Consider the following 21,295-nt stretch of genomic DNA (forward strand, 5'->3'; position numbering starts at 1 on the left):
ACTTGTTTCGCTGACGCCCGTCAATGTTCGCAAGCACTTTACTTGCAGCAAGGTGTTCTGAAGCCCAAACTTGTTAAGCAATCAGTCACGGCTGTGCGGCCCGTCGAGCTGCACGCTTATGTAACGAAAGGGCGAATTCATGGACTCGGACACTTTGCAGCCACTAAAGCCTCGTCCATACCGGCCGTTCTTGCCACTGTTCTTCTCGCTTGCTGGATGGGCATTACTCCATTTATGGATTCAACAAATTGGCGCAAATTTTCGAGCACGCATTTTTATTGCGATACTAGGCCTCATCCTTACGCTCTGGTCAGCTTTTCCATTTTCAGGTGGCCGGCAAATTACCGCCGAGAGAAAAGAGAGTCACTGTAGCGAATCCCGCTTGGCCGCGATACCGGGCGCCCTGCTCTTGCTGTGCATGGGTGCAGCGCTTGGGAGCTTGAGCGCTAAAGGGAGTTTCTTCCTGCTAGGGGTAGTAGGCATGGCCCTCAACTTTTTACCCTGGGCGAAGCTGCCACTCAGCCAGAGCCTTCCTGCCGTGCCATGCGTTGCCACCTGCTGCGGATTTGCCGGTGCGATCCTCGCGGCATACCAGTCGATCGACATGATGTTTCTTCCGCTCGCTGCCTGGGTACTCTGGGTATGCGCTTGTCTTGGACTGATCCTCCGGGCCGAAAACTCACGCCGTGCCAATCGCGAGGCAGCGGCCAAGCTCAAGCGTATTGACACTGATGGCCGTCCAGCCGCGTTAGAAAGCTAGGTCGACTCCACTTTCGGTCACCGGGAACCTAGCCCGTTAATTCATGCAAGCCTCGCGAAGGCTCCCGCTCCAAGTCACTTTGACAATGCAGTGAATGCAACCGAAGAAATAGCGAGGCAACATATGGAACGATGGCGATACGCAGCGCGCGAGGTTTCAGGCGCCTGTACAACCCAGGCGACGCGAAGGCCGCGTATTGCGAGACCCAGCCGCCAGGACGGCGCCTTTGCGGTCATGTTTGTCCCATTGCTGATCGTGATCGTTGGCTTTTGTGGCCTTGCGATTGATGCTGGGCTCATCTATAACCGCAAAGTCGACGTCTACGGTATCGCGAAAGCGGCTGCACTCGCAGCTGCCCGTGAGCTCAACGGCACGCCGGCAGGTATCGCAGCAGCTAGAACGGCAGCAAGGGAGACGGTCGAAGCCCTTCGGTACCAGCACTATAGTACCGGCACCCCCGTTTCCTGGAGCGACGATGCGCTGAGTTTCAGCGATTCTGCCGACCGTGATGGGACATGGACCCCGGCGACATCCGCAGGAGGGTCGCCACGTGCGACACTCAGCGGGCTCTACTTCGCACGGGTTGATACAACCCGCCTCGACCCGGAAATCGGCGAAGTGAAGACATTCTTCATGAGAGTCTTGGCCGGCCAGTTTTCGTCAATTCAAGTCAGCGACAGCGCGGTTGCGGGGCGCACGTCCGTGGACGTCACCCCGATCGGAATTTGCGCGATGTCCTCCGACGCCGCCGCGGCGCGCACTGTTACCACCGGGACAGGTACCACGCTATCAGAACTGGTGCAGCATGGTTTTCGCCGAGGGGTAAGCTATGACCTCATGAATCTCAACCCTGTCCCTGGCAGCACTGCGCCGCTCAGGTTCGCAGTCAAGCCGGATGCTGCGTCGGGAGCAGCCGGCGGTTCATTGAGTGTCTCAGAACTGGAGCCTTTCGTCTGCCACGGTTCGATGTGGGTGCCGCGGGTCATAGGGAGGAAAATTCGTGTCTCGGAATTGGCGGCTTCAGCGCCGCTCGCATCATTGCGCGCTGCACTTAACACACGTTTCGACCAATATAGCGGCACTACATGCACGGCGAGAGGCGCTCCCCCGGACATTAACATCAAGTCCTATGGCTATGACGTCCCTGGCGCAGTCAGATGGATGAGCCCGTTGACCGGGAGCCGGTCTGCGGAACGGACGGATAGCCGCAGCAAGATCGAGACTGTCGCCGACGTAACGAATCCGCCTGGATCTCCGGGCCATTACGGTCCGCTCTGGGCATTCGCAAAAGCAGTCCAGGCGCCCTCGCCGCTGACCGCTCCCGAGCCAGCCAACGGCTACGCACCGTTCGGGACGGGCAACTGGCTGGATCTGTACAAATTGGGGCCAACCGCACCGAGCTATCCCACCAATCCGCCAACCCCGTATCAATCCAGCGCTGTTTCGACCGGCAACTACCTGGCGCCAAGTGCCACCAATAGGTCTCTCGCAGTGCCGCGCCGCCGCGTCCTCAACATCCCTCTCCTCGAATGCTTGCCGACCGCGCCGTCAGGCACTAACACACAGGCAGCGGTCGTCGGCATTGGAAAGTTTTTCATGACCGTCCAGGCCACGGACGAAAAGCTCATCGCTGAATTCGCCGGACTAGCCTCCGAACAATCTCTTTCAGGTCAAGTGGAGCTTTTCCCATGAATACGTGTACTTTGACTCTTGCCAAGTTGACGAGAAGGCGTGAAACCGGAGCTGCTGCAATCGAGCTGGCATTGCTGCTACCGATCCTGGTCGTGTTCCTCCTTTTCCCGATCTTCCTCTCGAAGTGCCTCTGGCATTACACGGTTGCGCAAAAAGCCGCCCAGGATGCTGCCCGCTACCTTTCAACCGTGCCGCGGGCGGAAATGATGTCGCCACAGCTTGCCCAAGAGGCAGGGGACTTGGCGATGGAGATTGCACGAAGGGAGATCGCCGAACTTGCACCGACCTCGGAAATCACTGGGCCTAGAGCCTACTGCGACACCGACGTTTGCGGCGACTTAGCCCAAGGCGTATTGCCCAGGACTGTCCGCGTCAAGATACTGTTTTCGATGTCCGATCCACTCGGCCTGATCGACTTCGGGTGGTACGGTCTTCAGATCACTGCTAACCATACGATGCCCTATGCCGGCAACTAAGCTATCCACGCGCAGGCTCCCGCGCCCCCCGATCAAACAGGCCGGCACTACTGCGGTAGAGTTTGCCGTGCTGGCCGTGATTTTTTTTAGCTTCGTGTTCGGCATCATCGAAACGGCACGCCTGCTATTTGTCTATAACACTCTGCAGGAGGTAACCCGGCGTGGCGCTGCGGCCGCGGTCAAAGTCTATCCGACCGACACTGCGACTGCTGCGGTGAGGCAGCATGCAATATTCAGGAACTCTCCGGGCGAACTCATGCTTGCCCCGCCGATTACCGACCAACATATCCGCCTCAGCTATCTTACGTTTGACCTGTCCGTTGTCCCGCAAGCTTCCTGGCCAGCCGACGCCAGCGAAAACAGGCGGGTCTGCATGATGAATTCCCGTGCTGCAAATTGCATCCGCTTCGTCCAGGTACAGGTCTGCGACACTGCGGACACGTCGACATGCAATGCGGTGACGGCGCAAATGTTGCTGCCGCTTATCGACCTGCGTGTTCCGCTTCATCGAGCGACAACCATTGTGCCAGTCGAGTCTTTTGGGTATAAACCGGGCATGCTTCCGCCAGCATGTCCTTGCTAGCACCAGGCAAAAGTCCATGTGCTAATACAAAAAAGGCAATGCAGGGACGCCGTCCCGTCGAGCGGTGTGACGGCCGCCCTGTCGCGGGAAGCTGCCACGGCTACGGACGGCTCATCAGGAACTCGGTGACCAGTGTCTATTCTGGGCCGCTCTTTGACTACGGCTCGAGCGAGCGCCCGCCGACTGCCTCGTAGCTGACCGGATGGTGCTGGGCGCACCGGACCGTCTTGAAGCCATTCTGGAAGATCCGCGCTTTGCAGACTGATCGACCTGCGTTCGAGGCGGCCGACATTCCCAAGTTTATCCAGAGCCTGCCTCGGACCAACCGCTTGCCAAAACCCGTCGCCGTCGCAATGCCAGCCGGGCTTGGCATTGACGACCTTGAGTGCAGAAAGGATCTTGACAAGCCTGGGCAATGCGGTTTCCAGCAGTGAATCCTATTAACCTTCAGATCTTGGAAGGTAGTAGAAGTTAGCGGACTTAACTGAACAATGATCAAGCGAGCTTACAGAGGAACGAAAAGAAAAAAGCCACCTTGCGGTGGCTTCTTCTTTGAAACTTGGCGGAGACGGTGGGATTCGAACCCACGATACGGGTATAAGCCGTATGCTTCCTTAGCAGGGAAGTGCCTTCGGCCACTCGGCCACGTCTCCCATCAGGACCGACTTGTCAGTCAGCGCTGAGTGCAGGCATCTTAAGGGCTGGTGCTTGTTGCGTCAAGGACGCACGCCCAAAAATTTTGAAATTTATTAACCTTGTTCCAGGTTAAAAGCCTTGTGCAGCGCGCGCACTGCCAGCTCCATGTATTTCTCGTCGATCAGCACGGAAATCTTGATCTCCGAGGTCGAGATCATCATGATGTTGATGCCCTCTTCCGACAGGGTGCGGAACATCTGCGAGGCCACGCCGACGTGGCTGCGCATGCCCACGCCCACCGCCGACACCTTCGACACCTTGGCGTCACCCAGCACCCTGGCCGCGCCCAGCGCCTCGCGCTGCGATTCCAGCACGGCCATCGCTTTCACGTAGTCGTTGCGCGACACGGTGAAGGTGAAGTCGGTTTTACCTTCCACCGACTGGTTCTGTATGATCATGTCCACTTCGATGTTGGCGTCGGCCACCGGGCCCAGGATGTGGTAGGCGACGCCCGGCTTGTCCGGCACGCCCAGTACGGTGATCTTGGCTTCATCGCGATGAAAGGCGATACCGGAGATGACGGCTTGTTCCATGTTGCTTTCTTCCTCAAACGAAATCAGGGTGCCGGACTTCGCTTCTTCGTCCAGCGGCATCAGGGGATCGGTCAGCGACGACAACACGCGCGTCGGGACCTGGTAGTTGCCTGCAAACTCGACCGAACGGGTCTGCAGCACCTTCGAGCCCAAAGAGGCGAGTTCGAGCATTTCCTCGAAGGTGATCTTGCTCAGGCGGCGCGCTTCGTGCACCACGCGCGGGTCGGTCGTGTAGACGCCGTCCACATCGGTATAGATCAGGCATTCGTCGGCTTTCAGCGCGGCCGCGATCGCCACCGCCGAGGTGTCGGAACCGCCGCGGCCCAAGGTCGAGATGTTGCCATCTTCGTCCATGCCCTGGAACCCTGTGATGATCACGATCTTGCCCGCTTCCAGGTCGCCGCGCACGCGGGTGTCGTCGATCGACTGGATGCGCGCCTTGGTGAACGAGGAGTCGGTGCGGATGCCCGCCTGCCAGCCAGTGTATGAGACCGCGTCCTTGCCAGTCGCCAGCAGCGCCATCGCCAGCAGGCCCACCGATACCTGCTCGCCGGTCGAGGCGATCATGTCCAGTTCGCGCGGGTCCGGCTGCTGCATGATTTCCTTGGCCAGGCCGATCAGGCGGTTGGTTTCGCCGGACATCGCCGACGGCACCACCACGATCTGGTGGCCGGCATCATGCCACTTCGCCACACGGGCCGCGACATTCTTGATACGGTCCGTCGAGCCCATCGACGTCCCGCCATATTTGTGGACAATTAAAGCCATATCAGGAGGGTTCCAGCTTGTTGAAAGATCAAAAGGGGACCTTTACTCTAGCATGCTGCAGCGCACTATCACAAGCTAGCCAAAGGAAAAAGCTATACGAAAAGAAAATAAAGTAATACCTTTTTCGTATAGAAACTCCATCCGGGATCAGCCTGCCGTCGACTCCCAGCGCAGCGCAATGTGCTCGCCCTGCCCTTCTCCCAGGTGATGGCAATCCATGCCGATGCCGGCGGCGAACAGCAGCGCGCGCCCGGCCCACACCAGCGGCGCCCGTTCGCGTTCCCAGGCGGGCACGCCGAGTGCCTGGTAATGCGCCTTCAGGCCACGGGTCGGGCGGTTGGCGGCTGGCTTGAGGCGCTCGCCGCCCTTGCGGAAGTCGATCGTGAGCGGCTCGGCGCGCAGCCAGGCGGCAGGGAAACCGCGCTCGGCGCGCTCGAAATGGAGCACCCCGCCATAGGCCGGGAAAGCCAGCGCGGCTTCTCCGTTCCAGCGGAAGGCCTGGCCCTCCTTGACCAGCACGCCGTCGTCGTCGGGATCGCGCATGCCGGCCAAATCCGGCAGTTTCGCGGTGATGTGCAGCTTGCCCCGGTGGCGCCGGATATGGCAGGCCGGGTGCGTGACCTTGAGCTGGGCGTCTTCGCGCGCCGAGAACAGCTGCGCCACCATCTCGCCCAGCCAGGCGGTGCTCGGCATCGCCAGGCCGCGCACGGAAAACAGGTGGCGCAGCATGTTGTCGATCCGGTCGCGGCTGAGCGTCTGCATGCGCGCCAGGTCGACCGCCTCGCCGTCCAGGCAGGCGGCCAGGTCCTGCCCCGCCACTTCGTCGAGGATGCGCTGGGCCGCCTGCACGTGGGCGGCGCCGCGCGCCAGGCGCTGCTGGTAACCGGGGAAGCTGTCCGCCAGCGCCGGCATCACGCCGTGCCGCAGCGCATTGCGCGCATGGCGTGGGTCGCTGTTGGATTCGTCCTCGACCCAGGCCAGGCCTTGTTCGAGCGCAAAGGCCTCGAGCTGCGCGCGCGACAGCGCCAACAGCGGACGCGCCATGACCAGATGCTCGTCGCCCAGCAGGCCGGGCGCGCGGTTGGCGGCGTCCATGCCGGACAGGCCGGCCGGGCCGGCGCCGCGCAGCAGCTGCAACAGCACGGTTTCGGCCTGGTCGTCGAGGTGGTGGGCGGTGAGCAGCAAGGGCACGCCATGCTGCACGCACAGTTCGCCCAGCGCGCGGTAGCGCAGCTTGCGCGCGGCGGATTCGATGCCGTCCTTGCCCTTCACCACGTCCACGCGGCGGTGGTCGAACGGGATGCCGAGCGCCGCGCAGGCCTGTTCGCAATGCGCCAGCCAGGCGTCGGCGTTCGGGCTCAGGCCGTGGTGGACGTGGAAGGCATGCAGGGCCAGGCCCTGCTCCTGCGCCCAGCGGTGGGCGAGGCGCAGCAGCGCCATGGAGTCGAGGCCGCCGCTGCAGGCAAGGGCGATCGAGGCCGGGGAATACGCTTCGAGCAGGCCGCGCATGGCCTGCTCGAAGATTGCCGAAGGGTCCGGCCTGGCGGCCGCTCCGGCACGGGAAGCACTCACTCGTCGGACGGCAGCGTTTCCTTGAACTTGCCGTAGCTCATCAGTTTCGCGTGACGGGCTTCGAGCAGGTCCTTGGTCTTCATGCCCTGGAACTGGCGCAGGGTGTCGGCCAGCGCGCGCTTGAGCAGTTGCGCCATCTGCTTCGGATCGCGATGGGCGCCGCCCAGCGGCTCGTTGACGATCTTGTCGATCAGGCCCATTGCCTTCAGGCGGTGCGCGGTCAGGCCGAGTGCATCGGCGGCGTCGCTGGCACGCTCCGAGGTCTTCCACAGGATCGAGGCGCAGCCTTCGGGCGAGATCACCGAATAGGTCGAGTACTGCAGCATCAGCACCGCGTCGCCCACGGCGATCGCCAGCGCGCCGCCCGAGCCGCCTTCGCCGATGATGGTGGCGATCAGGGGCACTTTCAGTTCGGCCATGACGTACAGGTTGTGGCCGATCGCTTCCGACTGGCCGCGCTCTTCGGCGTCGATGCCCGGGAAGGCGCCCGGGGTGTCCACGAAGGTGAAGATCGGCAGACCGAATTTTTCCGCCAGCTTCATCAGGCGCATGGCCTTGCGGTAGCCTTCCGGACGCGGCATGCCGAAGTTGCGCATGGCGCGTTCCTTCGTGTCGCGGCCCTTCTGGTGGCCGATGACCATGCAGGCCTGGCCGTTGAAGCGGGCCAGCCCGCCCATGATCGACTGGTCGTCGGCAAATGTACGATCGCCGTGCAGTTCGTGGAAGTCGGTGAAGATCGCGTTCACGTAGTCCATCGTGTACGGACGCTGCGGATGGCGCGCGATCTGCGAGACCTGCCACGGGGTCAGCTTGGCATAGATGTCCTTGGTGAGCTGCTGGCTCTTCTTGGCAAGGCGGTCGATCTCCTCGGAGATGTCCACGGCCGAGTCGTCCTGCACGAAGCGCAGCTCTTCAATCTTGGACTCCAGCTCGGCGACCGGCTGCTCAAAATTGAGGAAAGTTGTTTTAGTCATTTTACCTCCGGATTATTTCGTGGCCGCAGCGCTGATTCTGTTTAACTTTATATACCAATGCGCGACCGCTCTGGCCTGTTGGCCGCTATTCTAACGTACCCGGAGCGGGTATCGGCTCAAAACCGCCGCCCGGGATAGCGCCATTGCGTGCTCAGTTTTGTGGATCGAGGCTGCGCCATACGTACCAGGTCGCCACCGTCCGCCATGGCTCCCAGTTGGCGGCCACCTCGCGCGCATCGCTGCGCGACACAGGTTCGCCGGAAAAGTAATTCTGGCTGATTCCCTGGATCAGGCCGGGATCGTCGAGCGGCAGCACGTTCGGCCGGAGCAGATTAAATATCAAAAACATCTCAGCTGTCCAGCGGCTGATGCCGCGGATCTGGACCAGCTCCGCGATCACGGCTTCGTCATCCATTTCCGACCACAGGTCGGCATGCACCCGCTTGGCCTTGAAATGGTCGGCCAGGTCGAGGATGTATTCGGTCTTGCGCTTGGACAGTCCGCAGCCGGCCAGCTCGAGGGCGCCGGCCTTGATCACCTGGCTGGGCGCCAGCTTCGGGCAGATCGCCAACAGCTTCGCCCAGGCCGCATCGGCGGCTTTTGGGGTCACCTGCTGGCCCACGATCGAGCGCGCCAGCGTCGTAAACGGGTCGGGGTGGCCGCGCAGGTGCAGGTCGCCGAATTGCGGGATCAGCTTGGCCATGATGCGGTCGCGCCCCATCAGCGCGGCCTTGGCTTCGGCCCAGTAGGCGGGCACAGACAGCTCACCCTGCGGCTCCGGCGCCGCCACGGACTTGTCCTTGTCGGCGGCCATTATGCGCGGCGCCAGGTCGTCGTTCCGTCCGGCTTGTCTTCCAGGATGATCCCGGCGGCAGTCAGTTCGGCGCGGATGGCATCCGCTTCGGCAAAATTGCGGGCCTTCTTGGCGGCCGCGCGGCGGGCGATCGCGTCCTCGATGCCGGCGTCGCCACCGGCATCGCCACCTTGCAGGTAAGCCTGCGGGGCACGCTCCAGCAGGCCCAGCAGGCCGGCCAGGGCTTTCAGCTGGCGCGCAGCAGCGACCGACTTGCTGCGGTTCACTTCACTGGCCAGGTCGAACAGCTCGGCCACGGCGAGCGGCGTATTGAAATCGTCGTCCATCGCTTCGCGGAAGCGCAGGGCGTGGGCTTCTTCCCAGTCCACCGCAGGGGTTTCATTATCGATGTCGACGGTCGACAGCGCGGTGTACAGGCGGCTCAGGGCGCCCTTGGCGTCGTCGATGTGGGCGTCCGAATAGTTCAGCGGGCTGCGGTAATGGGCGCGCAGGATGAAGAAGCGGATGACTTCGGCATCGTACTTCTTGAGCACGTCGCGAATGGTGAAGAAATTACCCAGCGACTTGGACATCTTCTCGTTGTCCACGCGCACGAAGCCGTTATGGATCCAGTAGTTGACCATCTTGCCGCCGAACGCGCCTTCCGATTGCGCGATCTCGTTCTCGTGGTGCGGGAACTGCAGGTCCATGCCGCCGCCGTGGATGTCGAAATGCTGGCCCAGGGTGGCGCAGGACATGGCCGAACACTCGATGTGCCAGCCGGGACGGCCCTTGCCCCATTTCGAGTCCCACTTGGCCTCGAGCGGCTCGGATTCCTTGGCGGCCTTCCACAGCACGAAATCGAGCGGATCGCGCTTGCCGCTGTTGACGTCGACGCGCTCGCCGGCGCGCAGGTCGTCGAGCGACTTGCCGGACAGCTTGCCGTAGCCGTCGAAGCCGCGCACGGCGTAGTTCACGTCCCCATCCTCGCTCCGGTATGCCAGGCCTTTCGATTCGAGCTGCTCGATGATCGACAGCATCTGCGGCACGTAGCCGGTGGCGCGCGGCTCGTCGGTCGGCGGCAGGATGTTGAGTGCGGAGATGTCTTCGATCTGGTAGCGCAGGTTGCGCTCCACCAGCTGGCCAATCGTCTCGCCGTTCTCGACCGCACGCCGGATGATCTTGTCGTCGATGTCGGTGATGTTGCGGACGTACTTGACTTCGTAGCCCGAGGCCATGAGCCAACGGTAGATGAGGTCGAAGGCCATCATCATCCGCGCGTGCCCGATGTGGCAGAAGTCGTAGACGGTCATGCCGCACACGTACATGCCGACCTTGCCGGCTTCCATCGGGACAAATACCTGCTTGTCACGCGCGAGCGTGTTGTAAATCTTCAGTTGGCTCATGGGTGTGGTCTGGTGAGGGGAGGATCGGGACGGAAACGGCGGCGCTGGCACTGCAGGCACGGCGGGAATGCGTCGAGATCGTCTGTACCCTCGGGTGTTATTCTTCTTTGATAGAATGGGACGTTCTGCGCAAAGTATAGCATTGTTAAAATCCCGTCTGGCCGCATATGGTTCAGCTTTATTTTTCGGGAAAAGACTTGACAGCACTTTGCGCGAGGTCCACCAGAGGAGAGCCACGACAATGACCACCGCCTTCCGCCGCACCCTGCTCAAGGGCCTCGCCCTGGGCGCCGGCGCCCTGCTCCTGTCCGGCGCCGCACTGGGCGCGCCGCAAGAAACCGCCGCCGCCACGCCCGCCGATGCCGCCCCGGCCGCGCCGCTCACGAAGGGCCCGCAGGTGTCGATCAAGACCACCCAGGGCGAGATCGTCGTCCAGCTCGACGAGGAACGGGCGCCGAAGACGGTCGCCAACTTCATGCAGTACGTGAAACAGGGCTTCTACAAGGGTACGATTTTCCACCGCGTGATCGACGGCTTCATGATCCAGGCCGGCGGCATGAACGAGAAGTTCGAGGGCCGCAAGACCAACAAGCCGGTCAAGAACGAATCGAACAACGGCCTGTCGAACAAGCCGTACACCATTGCCATGGCGCGCGAAGACCACCCGGACTCGGCCACCTCCCAGTTCTTCATCAACGTCGCCGACAATTCGGGCATCGACTACCCGTTCTACAAGGGCTCGGGCTATACCGTATTCGGCCATGTGGTGAAGGGCCAGGAAGTGGTCGACAAGATCAAGGGCGTGTTGGTGGACGACGTGCGCGGCATGCAGAATGTGCCGGTGACGCCGATCTTCATTCGGTCCGTGACCGTCCTCAAGGGCGACAAGCTTGTAAAATAGCGGATGTGCAATCTCGAATTGTTCAAACGCATTTCCAACAATACCAACGAAGAGGACATCAGATGACCAGCGTTCGCATGACCACCAACAAGGGCAACATCACCGTCGAACTGGACGCCGAGAAGGCGCCGAAGACCGTTGCCAACTTCATTGACTACGTTAACAAGGGTCATTTCACCAACACCATCTTCCACCGCGTGATCAAGGACTTCATGATCCAGGGTGGCGGCTTCGAACCGGGCATGAAGCAAAAGGCGACCGACGCGACCGTCGAGAACGAAGGCAAGAACGGCCTGAAGAACGACAAGTACACCATCGCCATGGCCCGCACCTCGGCGCCGCACTCGGCCTCGGCCCAGTTCTTCATCAATACCAAGGACAACGCCTTCCTGAACTATCCAGGCCAGGACGGCTGGGGCTATGCCGTGTTCGGCAAGGTCACCGAAGGCCAGGACGTGGTCGACGGGATCAACGGCGTGCAGACCAGCCGCAGCGGCATGCACTCGGACGTGCCGGTCGACCCGGTCATCATCGAGAAGGTCGAAGTCATCTGATGAAGCACGTGCGCCGGGGCATGCACTACCCGTCAATGCAATGACCACGCCCGGGCGCACGCACGCCCTGTTCATTTCGGACCTGCACCTGCAGGCCGCGCATCCGCGCACGGCCGAAGCCTTCTTCCGCTTCCTGGCCGAGCGCGCGGTTCATGCCGAGCGGCTTTACCTGCTCGGCGACATCTTCGAATACTGGGCCGGCGACGACGACCTTGCCGAGCCTTTCCACCAGCAAGTGATTGCCGCCATCCGCGCCGTCAGCGATGCCGGCACGGCCGTGTATTGGCTTGCCGGCAACCGCGACTTCCTCGTCGGACCGGGCTTTGCCGAAGCGGCGGGCCTGAGCCTGCTGGAAGAGCCCCATGTGATCGACATGGGCGGCAAGCGTATCGCGCTGGTCCATGGCGACGCCCAATGCACGGCCGACCTCAAGTACATGGCATTCCGCGCCCAGGTGCGCGATCGCGCCTGGCAGCAGCAATTCCTCGGCATGCCGCTGGCGCAGCGCAAGGCGATCATCGCCGGCCTGCGCGAAGGCAGCCGCGAGGCCCAGGCGGGCAAGTCCTACGAGATCATGGATGTGGCGCCCTCCAGCGTGGAAGCGCTGTTCGACGCGGCGGATGCCACGGTGATCATCCACGGGCATACGCACCGGCCGGCGCTGCATGAGACCAACGGCAGGCTGCGCTATGTGCTGCCGGACTGGGAACTCGATGCCGAGCCGCGGCGCGGCGGCTGGATCGAGCTGGCCCAGGACGGGACGCTGACGCGCCACGATGTATTGTAGGGTGGTCGGCTACGCCGACCGCGCGTTCAAACACAGGATGCGCAGACGTAGTGCATGTTCATAGGCTGGTCGGACGCGCGGTCGGCAGAGCCGACCGCCCCCTACCGCACCGTTTCCAGCAGCTCAGGGTGCTTGCCCAGCAAGCGCAACAGCTTGAGCAGCGCTACCGGCGCGTGCGCTTCGCCCGACTCGTAGCGCGCGAAGTCCCCTGCCCCGTCTCCGAACAACTCATCCGCCCTGTGCCGGGTTAATCCCAATGCCTTGCGCATGGCGCCGATCGTCTTGCGTTCATCCATATCCACCTGCCGGCGGAAGGCCGTGACCAACTCCCCATAATGGTCGTGCTCGCCCTGCGCGAACAGCACTTCCTTGCACCCCGCACAGTGCTCGACGACGACGTCGGGAATCGTCGTGCTTTGCCCCTTGTAGGTGACATGCATTTCCCTGATCGCATGCGCGAGTGGCGAGACGCCACAGTTCGGGCACTTCAGCATTGCATCCTCCTTCGATGACCGTCCCCCATCCTACCAAAGCGCGATCCAGGGGCGCGCCCGGACGATTTGTTCGACAAAGTTGTTTACATTCGGTAATCCGCTGTTGTACTTCACTACAACACCACCTCAACGCATCACCAAGACAGCAAACAGGGAGACCACGATGAACAACGCAGCACCACACAGGAGAACGGGACATGACAGTCGGCTGGAATGACAACACACCCATTTACCGCCAGCTCAAGGAGCGGGTGGTCGGCATGATGCTCGACGGCGTATTGAAAGCCGGCGACGCCCTGCCCTCGGTTCGCCAGATCGCGGCCGAGTATCAACTGAATCCGATTACGGTCTCGAAAGCCTACCAGGAACTGGTCGACGAGAACCTCGTGGAAAAACGAAGGGGAATTGGCATGTACGTAACCGAAGGCGCAAGCGAAAAACTCCTGGCCACCGAGCGCGAGCGTTTCATTCGCGAGGAATGGCCTGCCATGGTCGAGCGCATCCGCCGTCTCGGCCTGAACGTCGAGCAGCTGCTGCAGGCTGCCGCTGCTCAGGGCCCCAACCTCGCTCCGGGAGGTTCAGCATGAGTGCCGTCATCGAAGCGCGCGGCCTGACCAAGCGTTACGGCAAGCGTACCGCCGTCGACGGCATCGATTTCGACATCTCCGCCGGCCGCATCGTCGGCCTGATCGGCCCCAACGGCTCGGGCAAGACCACCACGCTCAAGGCCGCCCTCGGCCTGATTCCCTTCGAGGGCCAGCTGAGCGTGCTGGGCTACGACCCGCGCACCCAGCGCGACGACCTGATGAAGGAAGTGTGCTTCATCGCCGACGTGGCGATCCTGCCGCGCTGGCTGCGCGTCCAGGATGCGATCGATTTCGTGGCCGGCGTGCACCCGCGCTTCAACCGCGAGAAGGCCGAGCGCTATATCGCCAACACCAAGCTGAAGCCGGCCATGAAGGTCAAGGAAATGTCGAAGGGCATGATCGTCCAGCTGCACCTGGCGCTGGTGATGGCCATCGACGCCAAGCTACTGGTGCTCGACGAGCCGACCTTGGGCCTCGACATCATGTACCGCAAGCAGTTCTACCAGAACCTGCTGGAAGACTATTTTGACGAGCAGAAGACCATCGTCATCACCACCCACCAGGTGGAAGAGGTCGAGCACATCCTGACCGACCTGATGTTCATCCGCGAAGGCAAGATCGTGCTGGCCGCGTCGATGGAAGAGATCGGCGAACGCTATACCGAGGTGATGGTCCCGGCCGACAAGCTCAGCGCTGCCAGCGCCCTGGCGCCGATCGACAAGCGCACCGTGTTCGGCAAGTCGGTGATGCTGTTCGACTCAAGCGCACCGGGCGGCGCATCGCGCGCCCAGCTCGCCCAGCTCGGCGAGACCCGCAATCCCAGCGTTGCCGACCTGTTCGTGGCAACCATGAAAGGAACCTACGCATGAAGACGATGAAATGGTTGCTCCGACGCGAATTCTGGGAGCACAAGGGAGCATTTTTCTGGACGCCGGTGGCGGTCGCCGCCGCCATGGTCCTGTTGATGGGCGGCGGCTTCATGTACGCCATGGCTTCCGGCAGCCACGACACCATCAGTTTCAACGGCCACAGCGTGATCCAGATCCAGGGCATACCGCCGGCGCTGCGCTCCAAGCTGGCGTATGCGGCCGCTTCCGGCTACCTGGGCCTGGCGGCGCCGCTGTTCATCGTGCTGGCCGTGGTGGCCTTCTTCTACTGCCTGTCCGCGCTCCACGACGACCGCCGCGACCGCAGCATCCTGTTCTGGAAGTCGCTGCCCCTGTCGGACCGCGACACCGTGCTGTCGAAGGTCCTTACCGCACTGTTCGTGCTGCCCCTCATCACGATCGCAATCGGCGTGCTGACCGGTCTTGCGCTGCTGGCGCTGGGCCTGATCAGCGCCGCCGGCAAGGGCGTGAACCTGTTCGCCCCGGTGCTGACGGAGCCGAACCTGTATCTGGGCCCGCTGTACCTGCTGGCGTTCCTGCCGCTGTACGCGATCTGGGCGCTGCCGACTGTCGGCTGGCTGCTGATGGTGTCGAGCTGGGCGCGTTCAAAGGTCTTCCTGTGGGCGGTCGGCATCCCGCTGGTCGTGGCCCTGGTCATGAAGTGGTTCAATTTCATTGTCGGCCAAGTATCGAACAATGTGTTCGACGTCGACTGGTTCCTGGGTGAAGTCGTGGCGCGCGCCCTCACCGGCCTGGTACCTGGCATGTGGCTGTCGCAGGGGCACATCGAGATCATCAACCAGCAGTACGGCCTGAACCCGGCCACCCTGCTCAGCCTGTCGTACTCGACCCTGGCTCACCCGAGCACCTGGATCGCCGCCGCCATCGGCGCCGCGATGATCTACGCCGCGATGCGCCTGCGCCGCTGGCGCGATGAAGGTTGATGCCCCGATGCGCGCCCTGACCGCAATCGCGCTCGGGACCCTGCTCCTCTGCGGCGGCGCTGCCGCCGCAGAGGACAAGCCGGTCCGCGAACTGGATCCCGTGCATGTGAACGCCATGCGCAATCCGGAAGTCCGCAAGTACAAGGTCATCCTGGCGGGTCTGGACGCCTTCGACCGGCACCGGCAACTGGCTCCGGCGGCCGAGCGGCTGCACTTCCTGCTGACGGCGCGCACGAAGGACGAGCACACGCAGCCGCTGGCCGTGCGCCTGGCCGGCGATAGCGGCTTCAAGCTGCCGCTCGCGGTCGATGCCGGCGGCCGCATCGTGGTGCCGCGCAGCGAGGCGGCGGCGGACGCGCAGAGCGAGCTGGAACTGAACCGCAGGAAGAACGCCTACCGCATCGCCCCCGATGTCCGCACGCCGGGCTTGAGCGCCAGCCAGCGACGCCTGGGTGACCTGCGGCTCGAATGCAAGGTGACGGTGGCAATGGCCAAGGAAGAGATTCCGGCCTTCTGGGTCATGACCATTAATACGATCATGTTGCGGACCGACTGGTGCGGCTTCTTCGGCGACCGCGAGGACTTCCGGTGGGAAGGCGTGAGCAAGGAAGCGCATTTCCCCTACCGGAGCGAGCAGCCACTTGCGGGGGCAGTGTTGGTCGAGGGGAGCCGGTCGGCGAAACTGGAGGTCAAGGGCGCGAGTTTTAACGTGCCGATCGGGGACGCCAGCTGGAGCGACGATGCCGTGGTCGAGCTGAGCTATGCCAACCCGGCGGGGCCGGCGGCCAAGCTTACTGGAACTGCTGGCGGAACGCCTCGAACTGCGCCTTGAGTTCCTCGAGTTCGCCGCGCAGTGCGGCGACTTCCTGTTCCAGCTGGCCGACGCGGCTTGAGTTGGCTCCACCTGCGCCTCCACCGAGGCCGGCGCCGGCAGCGGGCGGCTCATATGCCGCCAGCTCGCCGCCCAGCAGGTGGCCGTAGCGCGCCTCCTTGGTGCCCGGCGCGCGGTCCAGCTTGGCCACCAGCGGCGGATATTTATCGATCAGGAACTGCAGCACGGCTTCGACGTCCGGCACGCTCTTGAACTCGAACAGGCGGCCGGTACGGGTGCGGATCTCGCCGGCGGTCTGCAGGCCGCGCAGCATCAGGATGCTGAGCACGGCCACCTTGTCCTGCTCCAGCGTCCACTTGATGCGCATGCGGTGCTCGTACTTCACCACCCGGGCCCCGGCCTGCGAGATGGCGCTGACGAGCTTTTTGTCGATCAGGCGCTGCAGGATGTCCTGCACCGTTTCGTCGGTCAGCTGCATGATCGGGTCGCGGCTCGACAGCTGGTTGCAGCCGTTGACGATCGCGTTCACCGACATCGGGTAGTTGTCGGGCGTGAGCGCCTCTTTTTCGGCCAGTACCGCGAGCACGCGGATTTCCATGGGGTCTAGTACTGCTGCGTTGGCAGCCGGGCTTGCAGATGCGTCGGGCGCGCCCGTCACTTCGTTCGTCATGCGGATCCTCAGTCGACCAGTCGGTTCAGTTGTTCCTGGTCGAGTTTATCACCCTCGGGCACCTTCGGACAGCATAGCCCCGCCTCGCGCATGGTATTGGTGAGGCGTTCGATCTGCTCGTCCTGGCGCGCCACGTGGTCGACCAGGGCGCGCAGGGCCTTCGAGAGCGGATCGTCGCCGCTGGCCGTGACGCCATAGGCCGCGAACAGGTGGGCGCTGCGCGATTGGTCTTCCTTGCGGATGATATGGGCAGGGTTGCCGACCGCGGTGGCGCCGCTCGGGACCGGCTTGATGACCACGGCGTTGGAGCCGACCTTGGCGTACTCGCCGACCGTAAAGGCGCCCAGCACCTGGGCGCCGGCGCCGACGATGACGCCGCGCTCGAGGGTCGGGTGGCGCTTGGTGCCGGCCACCAGCGTCGTGCCACCCAGCGTCACGCCCTGGTAGATGGTGCAGTCGTCGCCGACCACGGCGGTTTCACCGATGACCACGCCGAAGCCGTGGTCGATGAAGACCCGGCGGCCGATGGTCGCGCCCGGGTGGATCTCGATGCCGGTGATGATGCGGGCGAGGTAGGAGATGAAGCGGCCGATCCACTTGAGGTTCAGCTTCCAGCAGGCGTGCGCCCAACGGTGCATGATCACGGCGTGCAGGCCGGGATAGCAGGTCAGGACTTCCCAGCCGTTGCGGGCGGCGGGGTCGCGCTGGATGATGTTCCGGATATCGTCGCGTAAGTGGGAAAGCATAATAAGGATGATTGCAAACCAGGGATGATGGTAGCGTATGTTCATCAGGTTTGCTTGGGTGGTGCGGGAATGCCTGCGCCGTTCGCCGCCCAATAAAAATGGGCGGGACAATGCCGCCGGCACTGTCCCGCCCAATCTCGCAGGAAGCTGTCTAGCCTTCGCGCACGACCCGCTGCCGGCGCGCCTCATACAGGCACACGCCCGAGGCCACCGACACGTTCAGGCTCTCGACCGAGCCGAACATCGGAATGCTGACCAGCAGGTCGCAGGTCTCGCGCGTCAGGCGGCGCATGCCCTCGCCTTCCGAGCCCATCACCAGCGCGGCCGGGCCGCTGAAGTCGGCTTCGTACAGGCCCTTGCCGGCGTCGTCGGAGGTGCCGATCAGCCAGATGCCGCGGTCTTTCAGGTCGCGCATGGTGCGCGCCAGGTTCGTCACCGTGATGTAGGGGACGCTTTCGGCCGCGCCGCTGGCCACCTTGGCGGCGGTCGCGTTCAGGCCCACTGCACGGTCCTTCGGCACGATGACGGCGTGCGCGCCGGCGCCGTCGGCCACGCGCAGGCAGGCGCCCAGGTTGTGCGGGTCGGTGATGCCGTCGAGGATGAGCAGCAGCGGCGGGCCCTCGACCGCGTCGAGCAGCTCATCGAGGTTGCGCGCCAGCGCCAGCTGACTGGCGAAGGCGATCACGCCCTGGTGGCGGCGGGTGCCGGTGATCTTGTCGAGACGGGCAGCGTCGACCGGCATCACGCGCACGCCGGCCGCCTTGGCATTGGCGATCAGGTCCTGCATGCGGCGGTCCTGGCGCGACGCGTCGACGAAGATCTCTTCCACCGATTGGGCCTCGTGGCGCAGCCGCGAGGTCACCGCGTGGAAACCGAAAAGCATTTTGTTTTTCATGTATTACTTTTTCTTCCTGCTAGTTTTGGCAGCGGAGGTCTTGGCCACCGCATTGGTTTTTGGCGCACCGGACGTTGCGGTGCGCTTCGTGGGCGTCTTGGACGCGGTCTTGCTGGCCGCCGTCTTCCCGGACGGCTTGCGCGGAGCACGTGGAGCAGGCGGCGGGACGAAGACCACGTCTTCGTCGTCTTCTTCCTCATCGGCGTCGGCGCCGGCGAAGCGCGCGGGCTCCGCAGCGGCCGGCGCGGCCTTGCCCTTGCGCTCGCGCGGCGGCTTGGGTTCGAGCGCCTCGACGGCCGCCTGGCGCGCACGTTCGAGCGGCGCCGGGATGCTTTCCTGGCTTTCAGCCAGCACCAGGTCGATCTTGCGCGACTCCAGGTCGACGCGCGCCACCTTGACGTTGACCTTGTCGGTCAGCTTGAAGGTCTGGCCGCCGCGTTCGCCGCGCAGTTCGTGGCGCGCTTCATCGTACTGGAAGTAGTCGGTGCCGAGGCCGCTGATGTGCACCAGGCCCTCGACGTAGAGCTGGTCGAGCGTGACGAAGATGCCGAACGGCGTGACGCCGGACACGGTGCCGGTGAAGTCCTCGCCCAGCTTGTCCTGCATGAAGTAGCACTTGAGCCAGTTCTCGACGTCGCGCGAGGCTTCGTCGGCGCGGCGTTCGTTGGCCGAGCAGTGCACGCCCAGCGCGTCCCAGACGGTCAGGTCCTGCTCTTTCTTCTGGGTGCCTGCGGCCTTGTCCTTGGCGGCCTGCTTGCGCGCCGAATTGGAGATGGTCGTGTTCAGCTTGCCCAACTCGATGTCCTTCGGCTCGTACTTCTTCCCTTGCAGGATGGCCTTGATCGCGCGGTGGGTCAGCAGGTCCGGATAGCGGCGGATCGGGCTGGTGAAGTGGGCGTAGGCCTCGTAGGCCAGGCCGAAGTGGCCGACGTTGTCGGGGCTGTAGACGGCTTGCTGCATCGAGCGCAGCAGCATGGTCTGCAGCAGCGCGGCATCCGGACGCTCCTTGATCTTCTGCATTACCTCGGCGTAGTCGCGTGCGGTCGGCTTGGCGCCGCCGCCCAGGTTCAGGCCGACCAGCTTCAGGAAGGTGCGCAGCTGCAGCAGCTTTTCCTCGGTCGGGGTACCGTGGATGCGGAAGGTGCCCGGGTGCTTGTGGCGGATCAGGAGGTCGGCCGCGCACACGTTCGCGGCCAGCATGCACTCTTCGATGAGGCGGTGCGCATCGTTGCGGGTGCGCGGGATGATCTTCTCGATCTTGCCGACGGCGTTGCAGACGATGTAGGTCTCGGTGGTCTCGAAGTCGATCGCGCCCCGTTCCTGGCGCGCCTTGAGCAGCGCGCGGAACACCTCATTCAGGTGCAGCAGGTGCGGCACGATGCCGGGACGGCGCTGGGCTTCCGGGCCGCCCGTGTTGCCGAGAATGGTGGCCACCTCGTCGTAGGTCAGGCGCGCGGCCGAGTGCATCACGGCCGGGTAGAACTGGTAGGCCGTGACTTCGCCGTCTTCGGTGACGACCATGTCGCACACCAGGGTGCAGCGGTCCACCGCCGGGTTCAGCGAACACAGGCCGTTGGACAGCTTCTCGGGCAGCATCGGGATCACGCGGCGCGGGAAGTACACCGAGGTGCTGCGCTCGATGGCGTCCGCATCGAGTGCGTCGTTCGGTTTCACATAGTGGCTGACGTCGGCGATCGCCACCAGCAGGCGGTAGCCCCTGGTACGGCCGATCTTGACCGGTTCGCAGTAGACCGCGTCGTCGAAGTCGCGCGCGTCGGCGCCGTCGATGGTCACCAGCGGCACGTCGCGCAGGTCGACACGGTCGCGCAGGTCGGCATCGACCACTTCGTTCGGCAGGCGGTTGGCCTGCTTGAGCGCGGCGGCGGAGAACACGTGCGGCACGCCGAACTTGCGCACGGCGATTTCGATTTCCATGCCGGGGTCGTCCAGCTCGCCCAGCACCTCGGCCACCCGGCCGGTGGGCTGCTGGAAGCGCGAGGGCTGCTCGATCAGTTCGACGCTGACCACCTGACCGGCCTTGGCCTTGCCCGGTCCGCCCGCCACCAGGATGTCCTGGCTCATGCGGTTGTCTTCCGGCGCGACGATCCAGACGCCGCCCTCGTTCATCAGGCGGCCGATGACGTGGGTGTTGGCGCGTTCGACCACTTCGACGATCGTGCCTTCCTGGCGGCCGCGGCGGTCGGTGCCGGTGACGCGTGCACGCACGCGGTCGCCGTGCAGCACCTTGTTCATTTCCTTGTCGTTCAGGAACAGGTCGCCGAGGCCCTCGTCCGAAACGACGAAGCCGTAACCGTCGCGGTGTGCGCTGACGCGGCCGGTGACGAACCCGGACTGGTCGGCCAGCATATAGGCGCCGGCGACATCGGCGCGGATCTGGCCGTCGCGCTCCATCGCGTTCAATCGGCGTCCGAGCACTTCCTGCGCGGCGGGCTTCACCTTCAGCGCGCGCGCCAGTTCGGCCGCATCGAGCGGACCCTTGGCATTACGGAACATGGCGAGGATTTCCTCGCGGCTTGGAATGGTATGAGTAGGTTGCTTCAAATCGCGTTCTTGTTTCTCTTGATGGTTGGAAGCTGCCAACGCAGCCGGGATTTATTGACACCTTGACAGGCGTAGTGTAACGGAGAGGCGAGCGATTCGCCTAACGTGCGCGCTGAAGCGTGCTCCGCGCGCTTCCCAGGGGAAGCGCCGCGCGAGGTCTTTGACTTTTGAGATCCTTCCGCT

Annotated in this window: 21 protein-coding genes and 1 tRNA gene; 11 read left to right on the plus strand and 11 right to left on the minus strand. The window is 63.5% G+C overall.

Translation table 11 applies throughout. The features are described 5' to 3' along the window. Nucleotides 1–139: 139 nt before the first annotated feature. The 4 genes from AC56KL_RS05300 (at nucleotide 140) to AC56KL_RS05315 (ending at nucleotide 3,511) form a co-directional block, all read left to right on the plus strand. The gene (locus AC56KL_RS05300; protein WP_497179116.1) at nucleotides 140–760 is read left to right on the plus strand and encodes a hypothetical protein; all 621 of its coding nucleotides are present in this window, start codon (nucleotides 140–142) and stop codon (nucleotides 758–760) included. Between the two features lie 246 nt (nucleotides 761–1,006). Next, nucleotides 1,007–2,452 carry a pilus assembly protein TadG-related protein gene (locus AC56KL_RS05305; RefSeq protein ID WP_497179117.1) on the plus strand — a complete coding sequence of 482 codons (1,446 nt, stop codon included), beginning with the start codon at nucleotides 1,007–1,009 and terminating at the stop codon, nucleotides 2,450–2,452. Next, entirely contained in the window at nucleotides 2,449–2,928 is a 480-nt protein-coding gene (locus AC56KL_RS05310; protein WP_497179118.1) for a TadE/TadG family type IV pilus assembly protein, read from the plus strand. Before AC56KL_RS05305 ends, AC56KL_RS05310 begins: the two co-directional genes overlap by 4 nt. Beyond that, the gene (locus AC56KL_RS05315) at nucleotides 2,915–3,511 is read left to right on the plus strand and encodes a TadE/TadG family type IV pilus assembly protein (RefSeq protein ID WP_497179119.1); all 597 of its coding nucleotides are present in this window, start codon (nucleotides 2,915–2,917) and stop codon (nucleotides 3,509–3,511) included. The genes AC56KL_RS05310 and AC56KL_RS05315 overlap by 14 nt, the downstream gene beginning before the upstream one ends. 560 nt (nucleotides 3,512–4,071) lie before the next feature. On the opposite strand, the gene AC56KL_RS05320 is transcribed toward AC56KL_RS05315, so the two are convergent. The 6 genes from AC56KL_RS05320 to cysS form a co-directional block, all read right to left on the minus strand. Beyond that, a tRNA-Ser gene (locus AC56KL_RS05320) sits at nucleotides 4,072–4,164 on the minus strand. 96 nt (nucleotides 4,165–4,260) lie between these two features. Next, nucleotides 4,261–5,508, minus strand: coding sequence for an aspartate kinase (locus tag AC56KL_RS05325; protein ID WP_497179120.1), 1,248 nt, complete (start codon nucleotides 5,506–5,508; stop codon nucleotides 4,261–4,263). A 147-nt stretch (nucleotides 5,509–5,655) separates the two neighbouring features. Further along, nucleotides 5,656–7,017, minus strand: coding sequence for a tRNA lysidine(34) synthetase TilS (tilS, locus tag AC56KL_RS05330; RefSeq protein WP_497179418.1), 1,362 nt, complete (start codon nucleotides 7,015–7,017; stop codon nucleotides 5,656–5,658). Between the two features lie 59 nt (nucleotides 7,018–7,076). Then, the gene (locus tag AC56KL_RS05335) at nucleotides 7,077–8,054 is read right to left on the minus strand and encodes an acetyl-CoA carboxylase carboxyltransferase subunit alpha (RefSeq protein ID WP_497179121.1); all 978 of its coding nucleotides are present in this window, start codon (nucleotides 8,052–8,054) and stop codon (nucleotides 7,077–7,079) included. A gap of 151 nt (nucleotides 8,055–8,205) precedes the next feature. Beyond that, entirely contained in the window at nucleotides 8,206–8,868 is a 663-nt protein-coding gene (locus tag AC56KL_RS05340) for a DNA-3-methyladenine glycosylase family protein (RefSeq protein ID WP_497179122.1), read from the minus strand. Next, nucleotides 8,868–10,253 carry a cysteine--tRNA ligase gene (gene cysS / locus AC56KL_RS05345; protein WP_497179123.1) on the minus strand — a complete coding sequence of 462 codons (1,386 nt, stop codon included), beginning with the start codon at nucleotides 10,251–10,253 and terminating at the stop codon, nucleotides 8,868–8,870. Before cysS ends, AC56KL_RS05340 begins: the two co-directional genes overlap by 1 nt. A gap of 241 nt (nucleotides 10,254–10,494) precedes the next feature. Here cysS and AC56KL_RS05350 point away from each other — a divergent pair, with 241 nt between their 5' ends. From AC56KL_RS05350 to AC56KL_RS05360, 3 genes are all read left to right on the plus strand, one after another. Beyond that, nucleotides 10,495–11,154, plus strand: a complete 660-nt coding sequence (locus tag AC56KL_RS05350; protein WP_497179124.1) for a peptidylprolyl isomerase — start codon at nucleotides 10,495–10,497, stop codon at nucleotides 11,152–11,154. A 62-nt stretch (nucleotides 11,155–11,216) separates the two neighbouring features. Beyond that, nucleotides 11,217–11,708, plus strand: a complete 492-nt coding sequence (locus AC56KL_RS05355) for a peptidylprolyl isomerase (protein ID WP_497179125.1) — start codon at nucleotides 11,217–11,219, stop codon at nucleotides 11,706–11,708. A 40-nt stretch (nucleotides 11,709–11,748) separates the two neighbouring features. Next, a complete protein-coding gene (locus tag AC56KL_RS05360) occupies nucleotides 11,749–12,495 on the plus strand; it encodes a UDP-2,3-diacylglucosamine diphosphatase (RefSeq protein WP_497179126.1) in 747 nt (248 codons plus the stop codon). 101 nt (nucleotides 12,496–12,596) lie between these two features. Here the strand turns inward: AC56KL_RS05360 and AC56KL_RS05365 are convergent, their stop codons facing one another. Then, nucleotides 12,597–12,989 (minus strand): type II TA system antitoxin MqsA family protein, encoded by a 393-nt coding sequence (locus tag AC56KL_RS05365; protein WP_497179127.1) that lies wholly within the window; start codon nucleotides 12,987–12,989, stop codon nucleotides 12,597–12,599. A 197-nt stretch (nucleotides 12,990–13,186) separates the two neighbouring features. Here AC56KL_RS05365 and AC56KL_RS05370 point away from each other — a divergent pair, with 197 nt between their 5' ends. Genes AC56KL_RS05370 through AC56KL_RS05385 form a run of 4 tightly spaced genes read left to right on the plus strand, consistent with a single transcriptional unit; the run spans nucleotide 13,187 to nucleotide 16,239 of the window. Continuing rightward, entirely contained in the window at nucleotides 13,187–13,576 is a 390-nt protein-coding gene (locus AC56KL_RS05370; protein ID WP_497179128.1) for a GntR family transcriptional regulator, read from the plus strand. Beyond that, complete coding sequence (locus AC56KL_RS05375) at nucleotides 13,573–14,445, plus strand: ABC transporter ATP-binding protein (RefSeq protein ID WP_497179129.1); 873 nt, start codon at nucleotides 13,573–13,575, stop codon at nucleotides 14,443–14,445. Before AC56KL_RS05370 ends, AC56KL_RS05375 begins: the two co-directional genes overlap by 4 nt. Beyond that, nucleotides 14,442–15,407, plus strand: coding sequence for a hypothetical protein (locus AC56KL_RS05380; protein WP_497179130.1), 966 nt, complete (start codon nucleotides 14,442–14,444; stop codon nucleotides 15,405–15,407). The genes AC56KL_RS05375 and AC56KL_RS05380 overlap by 4 nt, the downstream gene beginning before the upstream one ends. A gap of 7 nt (nucleotides 15,408–15,414) precedes the next feature. Beyond that, nucleotides 15,415–16,239, plus strand: coding sequence for a hypothetical protein (locus tag AC56KL_RS05385; protein ID WP_497179131.1), 825 nt, complete (start codon nucleotides 15,415–15,417; stop codon nucleotides 16,237–16,239). Here the strand turns inward: AC56KL_RS05385 and AC56KL_RS05390 are convergent. The 4 genes from AC56KL_RS05390 to rnr form a co-directional block, all read right to left on the minus strand. Beyond that, nucleotides 16,199–16,909 (minus strand): YceH family protein, encoded by a 711-nt coding sequence (locus AC56KL_RS05390; protein WP_497179132.1) that lies wholly within the window; start codon nucleotides 16,907–16,909, stop codon nucleotides 16,199–16,201. The two genes, AC56KL_RS05385 and AC56KL_RS05390, sit on opposite strands and share 41 nt — an antisense overlap. A gap of 8 nt (nucleotides 16,910–16,917) precedes the next feature. After that, nucleotides 16,918–17,655: a serine O-acetyltransferase gene (gene cysE / locus AC56KL_RS05395; protein ID WP_497179133.1), complete on the minus strand. Its 738-nt coding sequence runs from the start codon at nucleotides 17,653–17,655 to the stop codon at nucleotides 16,918–16,920. 151 nt (nucleotides 17,656–17,806) lie between these two features. Further along, nucleotides 17,807–18,550, minus strand: a complete 744-nt coding sequence (gene rlmB, locus AC56KL_RS05400) for a 23S rRNA (guanosine(2251)-2'-O)-methyltransferase RlmB (RefSeq protein ID WP_497179134.1) — start codon at nucleotides 18,548–18,550, stop codon at nucleotides 17,807–17,809. A gap of 3 nt (nucleotides 18,551–18,553) precedes the next feature. Then, the gene (gene rnr, locus AC56KL_RS05405) at nucleotides 18,554–21,112 is read right to left on the minus strand and encodes a ribonuclease R (protein ID WP_497179135.1); all 2,559 of its coding nucleotides are present in this window, start codon (nucleotides 21,110–21,112) and stop codon (nucleotides 18,554–18,556) included. Nucleotides 21,113–21,295: the final 183 nt, after the last annotated feature.

The sequence above is a fragment of the Telluria sp. ZB4P34 genome (genome assembly GCF_059686055.1).

What these genes read in the sequence shown, in the direction of transcription:
- AC56KL_RS05335 (WP_497179121.1), bottom strand. Translation starts at nt 8,054, where the DNA reads ATGACTAAAACAACTTTCCTCAATTTTGAGCAGCCGGTCGCCGAGCTG.
- AC56KL_RS05325 (WP_497179120.1), bottom strand. Translation starts at nt 5,508, where the DNA reads ATGGCTTTAATTGTCCACAAATATGGCGGGACGTCGATGGGCTCGACG.
- AC56KL_RS05385 (WP_497179131.1), top strand. Translation starts at nt 15,415, where the DNA reads ATGCGCGCCCTGACCGCAATCGCGCTCGGGACCCTGCTCCTCTGCGGC.
- AC56KL_RS05380 (WP_497179130.1), top strand. Translation starts at nt 14,442, where the DNA reads ATGAAGACGATGAAATGGTTGCTCCGACGCGAATTCTGGGAGCACAAG.
- AC56KL_RS05390 (WP_497179132.1), bottom strand. Translation starts at nt 16,909, where the DNA reads ATGACGAACGAAGTGACGGGCGCGCCCGACGCATCTGCAAGCCCGGCT.
- AC56KL_RS05360 (WP_497179126.1), top strand. Translation starts at nt 11,749, where the DNA reads ATGACCACGCCCGGGCGCACGCACGCCCTGTTCATTTCGGACCTGCAC.
- AC56KL_RS05375 (WP_497179129.1), top strand. Translation starts at nt 13,573, where the DNA reads ATGAGTGCCGTCATCGAAGCGCGCGGCCTGACCAAGCGTTACGGCAAG.
- AC56KL_RS05310 (WP_497179118.1), top strand. Translation starts at nt 2,449, where the DNA reads ATGAATACGTGTACTTTGACTCTTGCCAAGTTGACGAGAAGGCGTGAA.
- rlmB (WP_497179134.1), bottom strand. Translation starts at nt 18,550, where the DNA reads ATGAAAAACAAAATGCTTTTCGGTTTCCACGCGGTGACCTCGCGGCTG.
- tilS (WP_497179418.1), bottom strand. Translation starts at nt 7,017, where the DNA reads ATGCGCGGCCTGCTCGAAGCGTATTCCCCGGCCTCGATCGCCCTTGCC.
- AC56KL_RS05340 (WP_497179122.1), bottom strand. Translation starts at nt 8,868, where the DNA reads ATGGCCGCCGACAAGGACAAGTCCGTGGCGGCGCCGGAGCCGCAGGGT.
- cysE (WP_497179133.1), bottom strand. Translation starts at nt 17,655, where the DNA reads ATGCTTTCCCACTTACGCGACGATATCCGGAACATCATCCAGCGCGAC.
- AC56KL_RS05365 (WP_497179127.1), bottom strand. Translation starts at nt 12,989, where the DNA reads ATGCTGAAGTGCCCGAACTGTGGCGTCTCGCCACTCGCGCATGCGATC.
- AC56KL_RS05300 (WP_497179116.1), top strand. Translation starts at nt 140, where the DNA reads ATGGACTCGGACACTTTGCAGCCACTAAAGCCTCGTCCATACCGGCCG.
- AC56KL_RS05350 (WP_497179124.1), top strand. Translation starts at nt 10,495, where the DNA reads ATGACCACCGCCTTCCGCCGCACCCTGCTCAAGGGCCTCGCCCTGGGC.
- cysS (WP_497179123.1), bottom strand. Translation starts at nt 10,253, where the DNA reads ATGAGCCAACTGAAGATTTACAACACGCTCGCGCGTGACAAGCAGGTA.
- AC56KL_RS05370 (WP_497179128.1), top strand. Translation starts at nt 13,187, where the DNA reads ATGACAGTCGGCTGGAATGACAACACACCCATTTACCGCCAGCTCAAG.
- AC56KL_RS05355 (WP_497179125.1), top strand. Translation starts at nt 11,217, where the DNA reads ATGACCAGCGTTCGCATGACCACCAACAAGGGCAACATCACCGTCGAA.
- AC56KL_RS05315 (WP_497179119.1), top strand. Translation starts at nt 2,915, where the DNA reads ATGCCGGCAACTAAGCTATCCACGCGCAGGCTCCCGCGCCCCCCGATC.